Source organism: Arsenicicoccus dermatophilus (assembly GCF_022568795.1).
Lineage (GTDB): Bacteria > Actinomycetota > Actinomycetes > Actinomycetales > Dermatophilaceae > Arsenicicoccus > Arsenicicoccus dermatophilus.
Map to the genome: position 1 here is coordinate 1,652,657 of NZ_JAKZHU010000001.1, position 16,813 is coordinate 1,669,469.

The window sequence follows — 16,813 nt, forward strand, 5'->3', positions numbered from 1 at the left end:
TCGCACGGAAACGGCCGCTTGAGCTACACGAGGATCGGCACGAGGCAGTCGATCTCGCCTTCACGCCGGTAGCTCTCGATCTGGGGGCGCGTGGAGTCATGCTCCGCGTGCGAGAAGAGGACGTCGAAAGCGTCACCGATTTGTCCGTATGCCTCCAGCGCCTCACCTCGCAGGCGCAATCGCAGGTATGCCCCACCGGGGATCACCGTCTCGTCGAGGCCGAGGGGGTTGTCGGCATCGCGTTCCAGACGCGTCGAGCACATACGGTAGATCTGCGAACCGCCATAGATGAGGCCCATCATGCGCCGCCCCTTCAAAGAGTCGAAGCCATGCTCGAAGTCGGGCCACCCTGCCTGGATGCTCGGAAGGTCCAGGGGGACGTCTCGACTCAGAGCAGGCAGGTCTTCGAGGGTGGTGACATCGATCCGACCTAGGGCGTGACGATCTGGGTAATTCCTCATGTGCTAGGTCTAGCCAAGATTTTGACAGGTCTTCAAGCCCGGGTGAGATGTGCATAGACGGGCTCTTCCCGAATGAGGGTGTAGGTCGCTGCTCGGCCTGACTGGGTGGGACGTCGGCGCGTCGGTGGGAGGTGGGGGTCGAGGTCTTCCGAGGGTGGAAGTTCTGACGCTCACCATCTGGAAGACCTCGACGTTCCTGGCGCTACCCTCACTGATCCTGAGCTGACGACCTTCACCGAGCTGCGTCTTGGCTGCGAAGGGCGCGTGCGCGACACGCTCGTGCGTGAGCTGGCCCACGCACCCCTGGGTCGGCGGCCGACGATCATGCGGGTCCGCCTACCTCGCCACCGCTGTCCCAGGTGCGAGCACGCGTGGCGCCAAGACCGGACGGAGCCTCACGGCTCGACGGCCTACCCGACCTCGCCGTTAGTCTGAGCGGGTGATCGCCGCCTCCGCCCTCCTCACCCTGCCCGCCGACGCCACCGCCTGGCCCGACTGGGTGCGAGATCTCCTCGACGGCCATCTCACCGATGCCGCCCGACTGCGCGAGGAGCTGCGTGCCCTGCCCGCTCCCGCCCCCGGCGACACCGCAGGCCGCGACCGGGTGCTGCGTCTCTGGGACGAGATCGGGGGGCACCTGCGGGGCGCTGCCGCCCCCGCCGAGCTCTTCGTCAACGTGCACCCCGACCCCGAGGTCCGGGCCCGGTGCGAGGAGGCCTCCGCCCGGGTTGTGGCGCTGGACACCGAGATCGGTCAGGACCGCGAGATCTACGCCCTGCTCGGCGCCCTGGACCGCGAGGGGCTCGACGAGGACCACCTCGTGCTGCTCGACCGGGCGCTGCGCGAGTTCCGCCGCGCCGCGGTCGACCGGGACGACCGGACCCGCGAGCGGGTCAAGGAGCTCGCCCGCCGGGCCGTGGAGCTGGGGCAGGACTTCGACCGCACGGTCCGCGACGACGTGCGCACCGTGCGGGTGCGTCCCGACCAGCTCGAGGGTCTGCCCCAGGACTGGATCGAGGCGCACACCCCCGACGCCGACGGGCTGATCACCCTGACGACGGACTACCCGGACCTGGTCCCCGTGCGGACCTTCGCCCGCGACCGAGGCGCCCGCACCGCCATCACCCAGGCCTGGATGCGCCGCGGGTGGCCCGACAACCAGCGCACCCTGGCGGACCTGCTGTCCACCCGGGACGAGCTGGCGCGCACGTTGGGCTACGCGGACTGGCCGTCGTACGACGCCGAGGTCAAGATGATCGGGCGCGGCGACGCGATCCCCGAGTTCATCGACCGGATCAGCGTGCTCGCCCAGGACCGGGCCCTCGCCGATCGCGAGCAGCTGCTGACGCGGCTGCGCCAGGACGAACCCCACGCCGACGGGCTCACCACGGCCGACACGCTCTACTACACCCAGGTGCTGTCCCAGGAGCTGCACGCCGTCGACGCGCAGGAGGTGCGCTCCTACCTCGCCTTCGACAAGGCCCTCGCGGGCGTCCTGGACGTCACGAGCCGGCTGCTCGGCATCGACTGGACGCCGGTGCCCGACGCCCCGGTCTGGCACGAGGAGGTGCTGACGTACGACGCGCACGTCGACGGCGACCTGATCGGACGGATCTACCTCGACCTGCACCCGCGGGAGGGCAAGTTCGGCCACGCCGCGATGTTCGAGCTGGTGGCGGGGGTCCGCGGCGGCGCCCTGGCCCAGGGCGCCCTGGCCTGCAACTTCAGCAAGGGCTACCTCGAGCACTCCCAGGTGACCACCTTGTTCCACGAGTTCGGGCACCTCGTGCACCACGTCCTCGGCGGCCGCGGCCCCTTCGCCCGGCACTCCGGGGTGGCCACCGAGTGGGACTTCGTGGAGGCCCCCTCGCAGATGCTCGAGCACTGGGCCTGGGAACCGGACGTGCTCGCGACCTTCGCCACCGACGACGAGGGCAGGCCGATCCCGCGCGAGCTCGTGGAGCGGATGCACGACGCCGACGGCCTCGGTCGTGGCCTGCACGTGCGCCGGCAGATGAGCCTGGCCGCCATGTCCTACTGGATGCACGCCCGACCGGCGGAGGACCTGGACGCCCAGAAGGACGAGCTCACCGCGCGCTACGACCTGGTGGCCCACCCTGCGGACACGCACTTCCACACGAGCTTCGGTCACCTCAACGGCTACTCGTCGGGCTACTACACCTACATGTGGTCGTTGGTGATCGCCGAGGACATGTTCAGCTCCTTCGAGCAGCAGGACCTGATGGCCGCCGGCCCGGCCCGGCGCTACCGCGAGCGGGTCCTCGAGCGAGGCGGTCACCGACCCGCCGCCGAGCTGGTCGAAACCCTGCTCGAGCGGCCCCGGTCCGAGGACGCCTTCCGCCGCTGGCTGCAGTCCTGAGACCCGCCGGGGCGAGCGGACTCGCCTGGGCGACCAGGCCCGGCGGTTCCGCCCGCCCCCCGGCAGGACGTCAGTGGTCGGCGCAGCAGGGCGTCGGGCTGGGGGTCTCGTAGGGCACGAGCACCCCGCCGTCGGCCGGCTGCACGGGGAGCAGGAGCCGCCCGTCGCGCCATACCGGCCGGACGAAGTCCCGGGTCCGCACCTGGTCCTGCGACCCCGCGGCGCTGCCTGCCAGACCCACGACCCCGTCGATCGCGCTGAGCCGCACCAGGTCCCGCACCGCCAGCGTCCCCACCAGTGCGGCACGCCCGGGATACACCACGGCCCGGCCGCCCATCCCACGGCGGCTCTCCTCCTCGACCGCCGCGGCCCAGGACGCGAGCGCCGCGAGCCCCCGGCGGTGCGGCCCGCACGCCACGCCGACCTCCCCAGTCCCCTCGGCGCCGCAGTGCGGCAGCAGGGTCTCGGCGAGGGCGTCCAGCAGGTCCGGCAGCAGTATGCCGATCGGCGGGTCCAGCCGGACGCCCAGCGCCACGTGCGGAACGGGCCCCCGGACCGGGTGCGTGGACACGACCGCCGCCTGCGCGGGGTCCCCGAGCAGTGCGTCGAGCCGCTCGGCCAGGAGCTCGGCGAGGTGGTCCGCCTCGCGCACCGAGGCCACCACGGGGTCGAGCCCGACCACCACCGGCGCGCCGGCGGGGTCGGGCTCGACCGTCGGGTCCGTCGCGCTCACGCGCGCGGCAGGACCCAGATCGGGTTCGTGTAGAACCACAGGTCGTTCCACGGGTCGGCGTCGCCGACGACGTCGAGGGCGGGTCCGGCCGGGTCCACGGCCGCCCCCCGCAGACCGGGAGCGACCCGCGCTTGCCGTCGGAGCCGCGCAGGCGGACGTAGAGCCCCTGGTCGCCCACCGTGGTGGTCCAGGTCAGCACGGCCCACTGGCCGGCGGCCGTGGTGGACACGTCCCAGCTGCGCACGACCTTGGTGTCCGGCGCGACGAAGGAGTCACGGTCCTTGGCGGGGCCGGTGACCGGGCCCGAGATCAGGTCGACCTTGGCGACGTGCGGCAGCAGACCGCCCCAGCTCGGCAGGTTCTGCTGCTGGACGCGCACGAAGAGGTCGACGCGGGCGCCGCGGCGGGCCGTGATGACACCGCCGAGGCCCACCTGGTGTCCGTCGACGGCGACGCGGACGTCGAGGTCCTTGACGAGACGGCCGTGGTCGACCCAGACCCGCCCGTCGCGCAGGTCCCGCATGACCGAGGCGTAGTCGCGGCGGTCCGCGCCGACGTGGGTGCGGCTGTAGTAACCGGGCCAGTAGTCGCCGCTCTCGGTGTCCGGCTGCTTGCCGACGACCGGGTCGGCATAGTAGCCCTGCTTGGCGAAGTCGCCGTCCGGACCGCCGCGCACCGCGGAGTCGAGGTAGATGCTGTGGCTGTCGGAGTTGGCGGTGATCCACCACGGCTTGCCCTCGGCGAGCAGGCTGTCCCAGAGGCCGCCGACGGTGGCGGTCATCCAGTCGAAGCCGCCGTAGGTGCGGTAGGACTCCAGCGGGTAGGCCGCGAAGGAGTCCTTGCCCGGCGCGTTGTCGTAGTAGCCACGAGCCGAGCCGGGCCCGAGCGGCTTGGTCAGCCCGGCGGCCTGGTGCCCGGGCGCACCCTCCATGCCGACCGCGATCCGGCCGGGGGCGTCGCGCCAGCCGCGGATCTCGTGGGGGCTGTCCAGACCCTTGCGGGCGGGGTGGTTGGCGAGCATCAGGGCGTCGCGCACCTGGTGGGAGCCGACCGCGGAGGCGAGGTAGGCCAGGCCCTGCAGCGCCAGGGCCTCGTTGGCGGGGGTCGAGCCGGTGGCCTTCTTGACCGCACCGTCGAAGGTGTTCTCGAGGGCCTTGAGGACCGCCACCTCGTTGGCGCCGGGGTGGACGAAGACCGTGCCGTGCTCCGCTGCCGGGATGTTCCACTCCAGGCCCTGGAAGACGAGCATGTCGTCGAACTCCTGGCGGGCCGCCTTGATGAGCGGGTTGACCTTGTCGACACCGATCTTGGCGTGCTGCTCCGAGCCGTGGTCGGTGATGACCATCCAGTCCAGGCCGTATGCCGAGGCGTGCTGCACGTGGTCGATCACGCGGTACTTGCCGTCGGAGGAGAACTGGGTGTGGATGTGGTGGTCACCGGCGAGCCAGTGCTGGCCCTTGCCGTGCGGACGCCCGAGGTGCCACAGCTCGTGCGCGGCGGCTGCTGCGGTGCCGGTGCCGTTCTCGGTGACGAAGCCCGCGGCGGCCACGCCGGCGCCGAGGACCCCCGCGGCGCGCAGGAAGTTGCGGCGGCCCAGGTCGGCCGGCGCCAGCTCGGTGTCGGGGACGCGCAGGTCCTCGGCCGGGGCGACCGGCAGGTCGTGGTCGTGGCTGTGCGTGTGGGGGTGCGAGTGGTCGTGCGAGTGGTGGTGACCCATGAGGGTGTGTCCTCCAGTGGTGTCAGGACCATCCCGTCCGCACGGGCGGGGTGGGTCGCCGGGGGCGGTCCCGGTCAGCGCCCCCAGCCAACTCCTGCACCTTCAACCCCCAGGACCCACGCGTTGAACCCTGCATGAACTCCGCGCGACCACCATCCGTCTGGCGAGAATCGCTCTCATCGACGTGTTCCGCCGCGCGGTCGCGGCTGGCACGTCGGGCAGTAGTGGCTCGATCGGTTCATGAAGGGCTCGCGGCGGATCAGGGTGCCGCACCGTCGGCAGGGCCGCCCCTGCTGGCCGTAGGCCGCCAGCGACCGGTCGAAGTAGCCGCTCGCCCCGTTCACGTTGACGTACAACGCGTCGAAGCTCGTGCCGCCCTGCGCCAGGGCCTCGCGCATCACCGTCGCGGCGTGGTCCAGGATCCGTCCCAGGGCGGGCTTGCTCAGCGCGGACGTGAGCCGCATGCCGTGGACCTCCGCGCGCCACAGCGCCTCGTCGGCATAGATGTTGCCGATCCCGCTGACGATCCTCTGGTCGAGCAGGGCGCGCTTGACCGGGACGTGGCGGGCCTTCAGCCGGCGCACGACCTCCCCCTGGTCGTAGGCCCCCTCCAAGGGGTCCGGAGCGACGTGGACGACCGAGCCCGGCACCCCGTGCGGATGGACCGGCCCCGTCGGCGCGCCGTCCGGCCCGGGCACCGCCGTGGGGCTCCTGGCCGGGTCGGGCACCAGGTCCGCCCACGCCAGACCGCCGAAGGTCCGCTGGTCGACGAACCGCAGCTGGCGACCACCCCCGAGGTCGAAGGTCGCGTGCAGGTGCTTCTCGGGCGGCGCGTCGGTGGGCTCCACGAGCAGCTGCCCGCTCATCCCCAGGTGTATGACGAGCGCCCCGGCGGGCTCGGGCACGGGGTCACCGGCGCCCACGACCAGCCAGAGGTACTTGCCCCGGCGGTCGGCCGCGAGGACCCCTTGCCCGGTGAGCCGGTCCTCCAGGTCCCGCGGGCCGGGCGCATGGCGACGTGCGACCCGGGTCCCCCGCAGCTCCACGGCCTGCAGGGTGCGCCCGACGACGTGGTCCGCGAGTCCGCGTCGGACGACCTCGACCTCGGGCAGCTCGGGCACGGGGTCAGCCGCGGTCGGGGACCTCGCCGGACGGCGTGCCGTCGGCGTCGGTGGTCGTCACCTGGTCGAGCTGGGGAGAGGTGTTGCCGTCTCCTCGCCCGCGTCGGACGGCGCGGGCGCTGAGGGCGGTCCAGGCGATCTCGGCGGCCTTCTGCTCGGCCTCCTTCTTGGACCGGCCCACGCCCTCGCCGAGGGTTTCCTCGCCGACGACGGCACGGGCGGTGAACACCTTGAGGTGGTCGGGCCCCTCGTCGGTCAGCGCGTACTCCGGCACACCGATGCCGAGGGCCGACGTCATCTCCTGCAGGGAGGTCTTCCAGTCCAGCGCGGCGCCGAGGCGGGCGCTGGAGGCCATGAGGGGATCGAGCAGGTGGTGGACGAGGGCCTCTGCCTGGCGCGTCCCGCAGGAGAGGTAGACCGCACCGATGACGGCCTCCGTGGTGTCGGCCAGGATCGAGGTCTTGTCCCGGCCTCCGGTGCTCTCCTCCCCGCGTCCGAGCAGGAGATAGGCGCCGAGGTCGAGGCCGCGCGCCACGTCGGCGAGCGCCCGCATGTTGACGACCGCGGCGCGCAGCTTGGCCAGCTGGCCCTCGGCCTCGTCGGGGTGGGCGCGGTAGAGGGTGTCGGTGACGACGAGCCCCAGCACCGCGTCGCCCAGGAACTCCAGGCGCTCGTTGTGCGGGAGGCCGCCGTGCTCGTAGGCATAGGACCGGTGGGTCAGGGCACGCACGAGCAGCGGCTCGTCGACGCGCTCTCCGACCACCTGCTCGAGGTGGTCGACGAGGGCGCCGACGGGCCGCTGCGGCGTGCCGTCGGAACCGGTCCCGGCGCGAGGCGTGCTGCTCATGCGCTCGGTGACCCGGCTCAGCCCTGGAGCTCGGTGCGCTCCGCGACCGCGTAGTGCCGGCCGTTGTAGGTGCCGCAGGACGGGCAGGCCACGTGGGGCTGCTTCATCGAGCGGCACTGGGGGCACGTGGTGAGGGGGGTGGCGGTGGTGCGCCAGTTGGCGCGACGCGAGCGCGTGTTGGAGCGCGACATCTTCCGCTTCGGGACAGCCACGTCAGTTCCTCTTCTCTTCGTTGATGGTCAGGCCTTGCAGTGCCGACCACCGTGGGTCGATCACGTCGTGCTGGTGGTCCGGGTCGTCCGCGAGGCGCTCTCCGCACTGGGAGCACAGCCCCGGGCAGTCGGCCCGGCACACCGGCTGGAACGGCAGCGTGGGCACCACCGCGTCCCGCAGCACCGGCTCGAGGTCCAGGAGGTCACCCTCCAGCTCGCGCAGGTCGTCGTCGTCCTCACCGGCGACCTCCTCGTGGTGACGAGCGCGGTCGGCGTAGGCGAACAGCTCCTGGAAGGCGGTCTCGACGGGGAGACTCACCTCGTCCAGGCACCGCACGCACGCGCCGGTCGCGGTCGTGGTCACGCTCCCGGTCACGAGCACGCCCTCCAGGACGGACTCGTAGCGCAGGTCGAGGTCGACGGGGCTGTCGGTCGGGACGGCGATGACGTCCGTCCCGAGGTCCTCGGGGGCCGGCACCTCGCGGTGCTCGGTGTGCATGGACCCAGGCCGACGCCCGAGCTCCCTGGTGTCGAACACCAAGGGCGAGCGGGGGTCGAGTGGGGACATGGCTCCAACCGGGCGGTCTGAGGGACGGTATGGCGGTGAGGCTAGGACGTGCTGCTCGGTCGACGCACGTCCGGGCGCCCCGCACGAGACCGGGGCGAACGCACACACGCAGACCGACGCACAAGACTACCGGACCCGGTGGTCCCGCCCAAATGCGTCAGCGACCGCGCTCCCGCAGCGCGGCGGCCACCGGCTCCGGCACCAGGTCCAGCCCGTAGCCGCCGAGCCGCCATACCTCCTTGACCAACGACGACGAGACGTGCTCGAAGGCGGGGTTGCCGGGCAGGAAGACCGTCTCGATCCCGGTGAGGTGCTTGTTCATCAGCGCCATGGGCAGCTCGTAGGCGAAGTCGGTGCCCGATCTCAGCCCCTTGACGATCGCGGTGACCCCCAGGCGGGAGCACAGGTCGACGAGCAGGCTCTCGCCGTAGGCACCGACGGTCACGTTGGGCAGGTGCGCGACGGACTGCTCGACCAGACGGGTGCGCTCCGGCACCGGGAACATCCCCGAGTCCGCCTTGGCGGGGTTGAACAGCACCCCCACCACGACCTCGTCGTAGAGCCGGCTGGCGCGCTCGACGACGTCCACGTGACCCAGGGTCACGGGGTCGTAGGACCCGGGGCAGATGCAGCGTCGCGTGGTCACGAGGACGACCCTACGCGGCGGGGTCGTCGGGGTGCTCGGCGTAGTGGATCGTGGTCTCGCCGTACTTCTTGTCGGCCAGCGGCTCGATCCCCTCCGGCCAGCGCGGCGCCGCGGACCGGGAGGAGCGCTCCACGACGAGGACCGCACCCGGCGCCAGCCAGCCCTGGTCCACGAGTGCCGCGAGCACGGCGGCGAGCGCGTCGTCGTCCACGGCGTACGGCGGGTCGACGAGCACCAGGTCCATCGGCTGCGGGGGCGCGGCGGCGAGCACCCGGGACACGGTGTCGCGGCGCACCGTCGCACCGCGCAGCCCGAGGTCGGCGGCGTTGCGCGAGATCACCTGCGCGGCGGCGCGGTCGGACTCGACGAGCAGGGCGCTCGCGGCGCCGCGGGACAGGGTCTCGAGCCCGAGGGCACCGGACCCGGCGTAGAGGTCGAGGACGTGGGCGCCGGGCAGGACGTCGAGGTGGTCGAGCCGGCTGAAGATGGCCTCGCGCACCCGGTCGCTGGTCGGACGGGTGCCCGCACCGGAGGGGGTGGCGAGGCGGCGGCCTCCGGCGCTGCCGGTGATGATGCGGGTCACGGCAGCACCCTAGGTCAGCCGCGCTCCAGATAGGCGGCGCTCTCGTCGTCGAGCGTCTCCCGCAGCCAGGCCGCCAGCACGGGGTGGCCCCCGAGGTCGGGATCCTCGCCCAGCAGACCCTGGGCGTCCTCCCGGGCCTGAGCGACGAGGCCGGCGTCGCGGGTGAGCCGCAGCAGCCGCACCCGGCGCCGCCGCCCGCTCTGGGCCGCGCCGAGCACGTCGCCCTCGCCGCGCAGCTCCAGGTCGCGCTCGGCGAGCTCGAAGCCGTCGGTGGTGCCGGCGACCGCCGACAGCCGCTGCCAGGCCAGCGGCTGTCCCTCGTCCGCGGGTGCGCCGGGCAGCTGGGCGGCTCCCCCGGCGTCCGGGTCGACCTGGGTGGCGAGGAAGCAGGTGCCGGGGTGTCCGCCCCGCCCCACCCGGCCGCGCAGCTGGTGCAGCTGGCTGATCCCGAAGCGGTCGGCGTCCAGGATCACCATCACGGTGGCGTTGGGCACGTCCACCCCGACCTCGACGACGGTGGTGGCCACGAGCACGTCGATCTCGCCCGCCGCGAAGCGCCGCATCACGGCGTCCTTGTCCTCCCCGGACAGGCGGCCGTGCACCAGGCCGATCCGCACGTCCGCGAGCTGCGGCGTGGCGTCGACGAGCCGCTGGTGGGCGTCCAGCAGGCTCACGGCGACCGGGCGCGGCTCGGAGTCGCCGGCCTCGTCGGCCTCCGTGTCCCACGCCGCCTCCGGCGCGTCGTCGGCGACCCCGGCGTCGTCGCCCCCGATCCGCGAGCAGACGACGTACGCCTGGCGTCCCGCGGCCACCTCGTCGGCGACGATCTGCCACACCCGGTCCATCCAGGCCGCCGCCTGCTGCTTGACGACGTGGGTGGTGATCGGGGTGCGGCCCGCGGGAAGCTCGCGCAGGGTGGCGGTGTCCATGTCGCCGAAGACCGTCATCGCCACCGACCGCGGGATGGGCGTCGCGGTCATCACCAGCACGTGGGGTGGGCGGGCGGCCTTGGCCCGCAGGGCGTCCCGCTGCTCGACGCCGAAGCGGTGCTGCTCGTCGACCACGACCAGACCCAGGTCGGCGAAGGACACGGCGTCCTGGATGAGGGCATGCGTGCCGATGACGATCCCGGCCTGCCCGGAGGCCGCCTCCGACAGCGCCCGGCGCCGGGCGTCGGCGGACATCGACCCGGTGAGCAGGACCACCCGGGTGGCGTCCTCGGCGCCGCCGAGCAACCCGCCCTCCGCGAGCGGACCCAGCAGGGCGCGGATCGACCGCTCGTGCTGGGCGGCGAGCACCTCGGTGGGGGCGAGCAGCGCCGCCTGGCCGCCGGAGTCGACGACCTGCAGCATCGCCCGCAGCGCCACCACCGTCTTGCCGGAGCCGACGTCGCCCTGCAGCAGCCGGTGCATCGGCGTCGGCTCGGCGAGCGCCCGGGCGAGCTCCTCCCCCACCTGCCGCTGCCCCGCGGTCAGGGCGAACGGCAGCGCGGCGTCGAAGGCCGCGAGCAGCCCACCCGGGCGGCCGGGTCGGGCGGTGCCCTCGTCGGCCACGGCGGCCAGCCGGCGCTGCACGAGGGCCGTCTGCAGGAGCAGGGCCTCGTCGTAGCGCAGCCGGCGGCGGGCGCTCTCGACGTCGGGCCAGCCGGCGGGCTGGTGGATGGCGCGCAGCGCGCTCGTCAGGTCGCCGAGCTCGTGCCGGGCAAGCAGGTCGGCCGGCACCGGGTCCGGGATCTCCCCCACGGCGTCGAGCACGATCCCCATGGCGGTGGCGAGGTTCCAGGAGCTGAGCTTGTCGACAGCTCGATAGACCGGCAGCAGCCCGTCGAGGCGGGCCTCGCCCTCCTCCCCGATCACCTGGTAGTCGGGGTGCGCGAGCTGCCAGCGGCCGTTGAAGGTGCCGGCCTTGCCGGAGAACACCGCGAGCACCCCGGGCTGCAGGTCCTTGGCGGGCCCCCAGTGGCTGAAGAAGGTCAGGTCGATCTCGGCGGTGCCGTCGGTGATGGTCGCGCGCAGCAGCTTCTTGCGCGGGTTGGAGCGGATCGGCTGCACCGACGCGCGCACCACGCGGGCGACGACGACCAGGTGCTCCCCCTCGACCAGCCGGCTCGTGGACAGGCGTGGCTCGAGGTAGGTGCGGGGGAACCACCCGAGCAGGTCGCCCGCCGTCTCCAGCCCCACCTGCGCCAGCACGGTCGCGGTCTTGTCGCCGAGCAGCGACCGCAAGGGGGTGCTGCGCGAGGCGCCCGGCTCGGCGGGTCCGTCGGACCAGCTGACCCGGCCCGTCACCTACTCCACCCCCACGAGCAGGAGGTATGCCGGAGAACCAGCCTCGTGGGCCACGGCCTCGACCCCCGGGTGCTCGGCCTGGACGCGGGCGGCGAGGGTGCGCAGCGCGGCGGCCTCGACGGTGCCGCCCAGCAGCGAGACCAGCTCGCCCCCGGAGGCCAGCAGGTGCGCGATCACGGCCAGACCGAGCTCGACCGGGTCGTCGCCCGTGGCGATCTCGACGTCCTCGGCCCGCGCCACCAGGGCGGGCAGCTCGCCCTCGGGGGTGAGGGCGCCGGGGTCCGTGGCGCGCGTCGTCACCGAGCCGCTGCGGATGGCGGCCACCACCTCGCGCAGGCCCTCGGCCGCCTCGGCGAGCGGCGCCTCCCGGTCGAGCACGGCCAGGGCGGCGAGCGCCGCCAGGTCCGAGCCGGCGTCCACGGCCTCCGCGCGACGGCCCTCGCGGCGCAGCAGCTCGGCCAGGGGCTCGACCCCTTCGTGAGATCCGGTGAGCAGCAGCAGGTCGCGGCCCGGGTGCTCGGCCGCGGCGGCGTGCGGCTCGTCGGTGAGGACCGCGCCCTCCCCGGCATACAGCTCGCGCAGCGCCCGACCCTCGGCGTGGACGAGGACGACCGGACCGCTCTCGCGCAGCCGCGCGCCCCGCTGCTCGCTGACCTGGGCGTGCAGGTCGGTGACGACCAGGTCGCCGACCACCCCGACCGCCCCGGCCAGGCGGACGGCCTCCTCGACGTCGTCGACGTGGGCGTGGACGCGGGCCAGGGCGCCCGCGGATGCCACCACGACGCTGTCGCCGAGACGCCCCAGGGCGCCCCGCAGGTCCCGCAGCTCGTCGGCGGTGCCGCCGTGCAGGACGTGGACGACCTCGTAGCGCGGCCCGGAGCAGTCCGCGGGGAGCTCCTCCCCGTGGGCGACGCCGTAGTCCAGGTCGGACGCCGGCCCGCCGGGACCCGGTCGCTGCTGGGGTGCGTGGCCGTGGACGACCTGCTGCAGCGCGCCCAGGACGGCCACCAGCCCCGAGGCGCCCGCGTCGACCACGCCGGCGGTGCGCAGCGGGGTGAGCTGGTCGGGGGTGCGCTCCAACGCCTCCTCGGCTGCGCGCAGCGCGTCGTCGACCACGGCGGCGACGGTGGCCTGGGCCTGCCGGGCCCGGGCCTCGGCGGCCTCTGCGGCGGACCGGGCGACGGTCAGGATGGTGCCCTCGGCGGGCTCGCCCACGGCGGCGTAGGCCAGGTCGGAGGCGCGTCGGAAGGCGCGGGCCAGCACCCCCGCGTCGGCGCCGCCGGACCGGGCGGGTCGTTCGAGGACGTCGAGCAGCCCACGCACGAGCTGGGACACGATGACCCCGGAGTTGCCGCGCGCCCCCAGGACCGCGGCCCGGGCGAAGACCGTGAGTCGCTCCTCCTCGCCTGCGACCGCGGTCTGGGCGACGGCCGAGTCGAGGGTGAGGAACATGTTGGTGCCGGTGTCGCCGTCGGGCACCGGGTAGACGTTGAGGGCGTCGATGGCCTCGCGCTCCTCGCGCAGGGCGTGCTGGGCCCGCACGGCCCAGCGGCGGAGGGCGTGCCCGTCCAGCACGTCCAGGGGCGCGGCCGGGGGCCGGCGTGGCGACATCGTGCACCTCCGTGGGGGGGTCGAGGTCCTCGGAGCCTACGGGAGGAAGGCGACCCCTCGGCAGGGCGCGTCCGGACCGGGCCGCGTCGCGGGGTCCGGTGACGCCGGGTCGGGAGGCTCGGCCGAGGCGGTTTGGCCCTGGGGTGCAGGTCGGATACGCTAGAGCGGTTGCCCCATCTGCCTGGCGCCTTCCTGCGCCGGACAGCTGCGCCCTCCGGCGCGGCCACGGGGCGCGAACCGACTGTCGACGAACGTAGGAGAACTCCCGTGGCTGCCAACTGCGATGTCTGCGGCAAGGGCCCGTCCTTCGGGCACAGCATCTCGCACTCGCACCGTCGCAACAAGCGCACCTGGACCCCTAACATCCAGCGCGTCAAGGCGAAGGTCGGCGAGGCGGGCATGACCCCCAAGCGCCTCAACGTGTGCACCTCCTGCCTCAAGGCGGGCAAGGTCAAGCGCTGACGCGCCCACGAACCACCGCGAGAGGGCGGCACCCATGACGGGTGTCGCCCTCTCGCGTCGCCGGTCCCACGAGGGCAGGGACGGTCGCGGACGCTCGTCGGCCGGCACCCCGCCCCCTGCCCGCCTCGTCGGGGTCGACCTCGCCCGCGGCGTCGCCCTGCTGGGGATCCTGGTGAACCACCTGGTGGGTGGCCTGCCCAGCCAGGTGCTGTGGGACGTCCACGCGGTGCTCTTCGCCGTGCTGGTGGGCGTGGGCGCGCAGCTGGCGATCGCCCGCGGTGCCACCATCCGCGACGGGGGCGTGCGCGCCCTGGTGCTGGCGGCCGTGGGCCTGACCCTGGCCCAGCTCGACACCCGCGCGGCAATCGTCCTGGTGCCTCTCGCCGTGGTGAGCGCCGCCGCGACCTGGGCCGCCCGCGCCCGGACCTCGGCGGTGGCGGGCGTCGGAGGTGCCCTGGCCCTGGCCGGACCGGTGGTGGCGCACCTGGGCCGCCGTCCCTTCGCCCCTCGGCCGTGGTCCCCCGACGTGGGCTGGTCCGAGCTTGCCGAGCCGGGTCGCGCCCTGGTCACGCTGCTGTGCGCCACCAGCTATCCGGCGCTGACCTGGACCGCCCTGGGCCTGCTCGGCGTCCTCGCGGGTCGGGCCTGGCTGCGCCCCGACGCTCCCGCCGACGTCCGCCCGATCCTGGCGGCGGGTATGACGCTGCTGCTCGTCGGCCGGGTCGGTGGCATCCTCGCGGTGCTCCTGGCCGGACGACCCGGGTTGCTCGACGCGGAGGCCGCCGCGGCCCGCCACCACACCCCGCTGCCGGACGAGCCGGAGCGACTGCTGCTGGTCGGCCCCTACCTGCCGTCGACGCCCAGCCTGCTCGTCAGCGCGGGCGCCGCCCTGCTGGTGCTCGCCGCGTGCCTGGCGATCGGTCGCTCCGCGGCGTGGGGCGGGTCGTGGCCGGTGCGGTCGGTGGCGGCGCTGGGGTCGATGACCCTGTCGGCATACACCCTGCACGTCCTGCTGCTGCCGGGAACCGAGACGGTCCTGCGAGCCCGTCCCGAGCTGACCGGGTGGCCGACCTATGCCGGGCACGTGGTGGTGCTCGCCGCCGTCCTGGGCGCCTGGCGGGCGTGGCTGCCCCACCCGCCGTCGGCGGGACCGCTGGAGTGGGCGACGCGGGTGATCAGCCGCCGAAGTGGTCCCAGCCCTGCCCCGACACCGCCGCGCCGTCGAGGGTGACGGCCGGCTCCTCCTCCCCACGGGGCAGCACCCGGCCGATCACCCACCAGCGGCCGTCCGGGTCGTCCTGGTCACGCAGCAGCGAAGATCCGGCCGGGAAGGTCGCGACCAGCGAGTGCTCCTCCCCGCCCGTCAGCACCTGCTGCCAGGCGACCTGCTCGGGCAGCACCGAGACCGGCAGCGCGGCCACGAAGTCGCGCTGCAGCGCCTCCCGGTCCAGGTCGATGCGCACCCCCGAGGCCCGCGCGATCCGGCCGGCGTCGCGCACCAGCCCGTCGGACAGGTCGATCATCGCCGTGGCCCCGGCCCGGGCCGCCAGGGCACCCGACCCGGGATGGGTGACGGGAGTCCGGTGCACCCACATCAGGTGGTCCATCGCCCCCGCCCGACGCCGCTGCGGCGTCGGCTCGCCGTCGCCGGACCACGGGCCGGCGTGGTCCGGACGGTAGCCGTGCTCGTACAACCACCACCCGGCACCGGACTCGCCCAGCGAGCCGTGCACCGCGAGCAGGTCGCCCGGGCGGGCGCCGCTGCGGCGCACCGGCTCCCGGCCCTCCAGGTCGCCCAGCGCGGTGACGGTCACCATCACCACCCCCTCGGGCGCGCCCGACAGGTCCCCGCCGACCACGGCGACGTCGTAGGCCGCGGCCGCCCGGGCGATCCCGTGCGCGAAGCCCTCGACCCAGGCGACCTCCAGGTCCTGGTGCGCGGCCAGGGTGACGAGCAGCCCGGTGGGGCGGGCACCCATCGCGGCGACGTCGGCGACGTTCTGGGTCACCAGCTTGTCGCCCACGTCCTGCGGCGAGGACCAGTCGTCGCGCCAGTCGTGGCCGAGGACCATCGTGTCGGTGGTGGCGACGACGGACCCCGAGGGGGCGGCCACCACCGCGGCGTCGTCACCGGGGCCGAGCAGCACGTCGCCCTCCCGGCCGCAGGCCGCGGCATACACCGGGACGATGCGGGCGAGCAGGTCCTCCTCGGACAGGTCCCGCAGCCGCAGCGGGCGCGTCGGGCTCGCGTCGACCGGGACCGGACCATCTGACATGCGGACCTCCGTGGCGCTCGAGTGAGGTCTGCACGCTACCGTGACGAGGACGCGGCACCGCCCGAGGTCCCGCCCCCGCCGCACGCCGCGGCGGGCACCCCTGCACGAGTGGAGGATTCGCATGGTCCAGGCCTACATCCTGATCCAGTCCGAGGTCGGCAAGTCGTCCGCGGTGTCCGAGGCCGTCGGCGCGATCCCCGGCGTCGTCAAGGCCGAGGAGGTCACCGGCCCCTACGACGTGATCGCCCGCGTCGAGGCCGACAACGTCAACGAGCTCGGTCAGCTCGTCATCGCCAGGATCCAGGACATCCAGGGGATCACCCGCACCCTCACCTGCACGGTCGTGCACGCCTGAGCACCGTCCCATGGCTGCTCGCGTCGACCGACGCATGATCGTCACGGCCACCGTCTGCGCCCTCGCAGCGGTGGCCGTGACGCTGTGGCTGCTGCACCCCCGCGCCCTGCAGGTGGCTCCGGCCACGGCCGACGGCTCTGCGGCCTGCGCCCGGGTCGCCGCCCGGTGGCCGGACGTCGTCGCCGGCCTGACCCGGCGCGACGACCTCCGCGGCGGCGCCCGGGCGGCGGCGGCCTGGGGCGAGCCCGCCGTGATCGCGCGGTGCGGGGTCCCGGCCCTCGCGCCGACGACGGACCAGTGCGTCTCCGCCGACGGCGTGGACTGGGTGGTCCGCGACCTCAGCGACGGCCAGCGGCTGACGTCCTACGGGACCGACCCGGCCGTCGAGGTGCTCGTCCCCCGCCGCTACGCCCCGGCGCCGCTGCGGGTGGGGGCCTTCGCGCCGGCCGTGCGGACGTTGCCCGGCAACGGGCACCGCTGCCGCTGACCGACCCGGCGCCAGGGTGACAATGGGCCGGTGAACGACACCGACGGACGCTCCCCCGCCACCGAG

Annotated in this window: 16 protein-coding genes; 5 read left to right on the forward strand and 11 right to left on the reverse strand. The window is 74.2% G+C overall.

What is annotated here, in order from left to right:
* Positions 1-23: 23 nt before the first annotated feature.
* Positions 24-302: a hypothetical protein gene (locus MM438_RS07705; protein ID WP_241451910.1), complete on the reverse strand. Its 279-nt coding sequence runs from the start codon at positions 300-302 to the stop codon at positions 24-26.
* Between the two features lie 598 nt (positions 303-900).
* Here MM438_RS07705 and MM438_RS07715 point away from each other — a divergent pair.
* Complete coding sequence (locus MM438_RS07715; protein ID WP_241451911.1) at positions 901-2,841, forward strand: M3 family metallopeptidase; 1,941 nt, start codon at positions 901-903, stop codon at positions 2,839-2,841.
* Here MM438_RS07715 and MM438_RS07720 read toward each other — a convergent pair.
* The 9 genes from MM438_RS07720 to MM438_RS07760 all read right to left on the reverse strand — a co-directional run bounded on the left by MM438_RS07720 (position 2,757) and on the right by MM438_RS07760 (position 13,167).
* Positions 2,757-5,291 (reverse strand): PHP domain-containing protein, encoded by a 2,535-nt coding sequence (locus MM438_RS07720; protein WP_241451912.1) that lies wholly within the window; start codon positions 5,289-5,291, stop codon positions 2,757-2,759. The genes MM438_RS07715 and MM438_RS07720 overlap by 85 nt on opposite strands.
* 176 nt (positions 5,292-5,467) lie before the next feature.
* On the reverse strand, positions 5,468-6,412 hold the full coding sequence (gene mutM / locus MM438_RS07725; protein WP_241451913.1) for a bifunctional DNA-formamidopyrimidine glycosylase/DNA-(apurinic or apyrimidinic site) lyase: 945 nt from the start codon (positions 6,410-6,412) through the stop codon (positions 5,468-5,470).
* Positions 6,413-6,416: 4 nt separating this feature from the next.
* Positions 6,417-7,259 (reverse strand): ribonuclease III, encoded by an 843-nt coding sequence (rnc, locus tag MM438_RS07730; protein ID WP_241451914.1) that lies wholly within the window; start codon positions 7,257-7,259, stop codon positions 6,417-6,419.
* A 17-nt stretch (positions 7,260-7,276) separates the two neighbouring features.
* Complete coding sequence (gene rpmF, locus MM438_RS07735) at positions 7,277-7,471, reverse strand: 50S ribosomal protein L32 (RefSeq protein ID WP_241451915.1); 195 nt, start codon at positions 7,469-7,471, stop codon at positions 7,277-7,279.
* Between the two features lies 1 nt (position 7,472).
* Positions 7,473-8,039, reverse strand: coding sequence for a YceD family protein (locus MM438_RS07740; protein ID WP_241451916.1), 567 nt, complete (start codon positions 8,037-8,039; stop codon positions 7,473-7,475).
* Between the two features lie 157 nt (positions 8,040-8,196).
* Complete coding sequence (gene coaD, locus MM438_RS07745) at positions 8,197-8,685, reverse strand: pantetheine-phosphate adenylyltransferase (RefSeq protein ID WP_241451917.1); 489 nt, start codon at positions 8,683-8,685, stop codon at positions 8,197-8,199.
* Positions 8,686-8,695: 10 nt separating this feature from the next.
* A complete protein-coding gene (gene rsmD, locus MM438_RS07750; protein WP_241451918.1) occupies positions 8,696-9,268 on the reverse strand; it encodes a 16S rRNA (guanine(966)-N(2))-methyltransferase RsmD in 573 nt (190 codons plus the stop codon).
* A 14-nt stretch (positions 9,269-9,282) separates the two neighbouring features.
* Positions 9,283-11,556 (reverse strand): ATP-dependent DNA helicase RecG, encoded by a 2,274-nt coding sequence (locus tag MM438_RS07755; RefSeq protein ID WP_241451919.1) that lies wholly within the window; start codon positions 11,554-11,556, stop codon positions 9,283-9,285.
* A complete protein-coding gene (locus MM438_RS07760) occupies positions 11,557-13,167 on the reverse strand; it encodes a DAK2 domain-containing protein (protein ID WP_241451920.1) in 1,611 nt (536 codons plus the stop codon).
* 267 nt (positions 13,168-13,434) lie between these two features.
* Between MM438_RS07760 and rpmB the strand changes: the two genes are divergently transcribed.
* Positions 13,435-13,629 carry a 50S ribosomal protein L28 gene (gene rpmB, locus MM438_RS07765; protein ID WP_241451921.1) on the forward strand — a complete coding sequence of 65 codons (195 nt, stop codon included), beginning with the start codon at positions 13,435-13,437 and terminating at the stop codon, positions 13,627-13,629.
* A gap of 34 nt (positions 13,630-13,663) precedes the next feature.
* Entirely contained in the window at positions 13,664-14,860 is a 1,197-nt protein-coding gene (locus MM438_RS07770; RefSeq protein WP_241451922.1) for a DUF418 domain-containing protein, read from the forward strand.
* Here MM438_RS07770 and thiL read toward each other — a convergent pair.
* Entirely contained in the window at positions 14,805-15,905 is a 1,101-nt protein-coding gene (thiL, locus tag MM438_RS07775) for a thiamine-phosphate kinase (protein ID WP_241451923.1), read from the reverse strand. The two genes, MM438_RS07770 and thiL, sit on opposite strands and share 56 nt — an antisense overlap.
* Before the next feature lie 121 nt (positions 15,906-16,026).
* Between thiL and MM438_RS07780 the strand changes: the two genes are divergently transcribed.
* Together MM438_RS07780 and MM438_RS07785 are read left to right on the forward strand one after the other, a co-directional pair.
* Positions 16,027-16,260 carry an Lrp/AsnC family transcriptional regulator gene (locus MM438_RS07780; protein WP_241451924.1) on the forward strand — a complete coding sequence of 78 codons (234 nt, stop codon included), beginning with the start codon at positions 16,027-16,029 and terminating at the stop codon, positions 16,258-16,260.
* A 10-nt stretch (positions 16,261-16,270) separates the two neighbouring features.
* The gene (locus tag MM438_RS07785; protein WP_241451925.1) at positions 16,271-16,747 is read left to right on the forward strand and encodes a DUF3515 family protein; all 477 of its coding nucleotides are present in this window, start codon (positions 16,271-16,273) and stop codon (positions 16,745-16,747) included.
* Positions 16,748-16,813 lie beyond the last annotated feature (66 nt).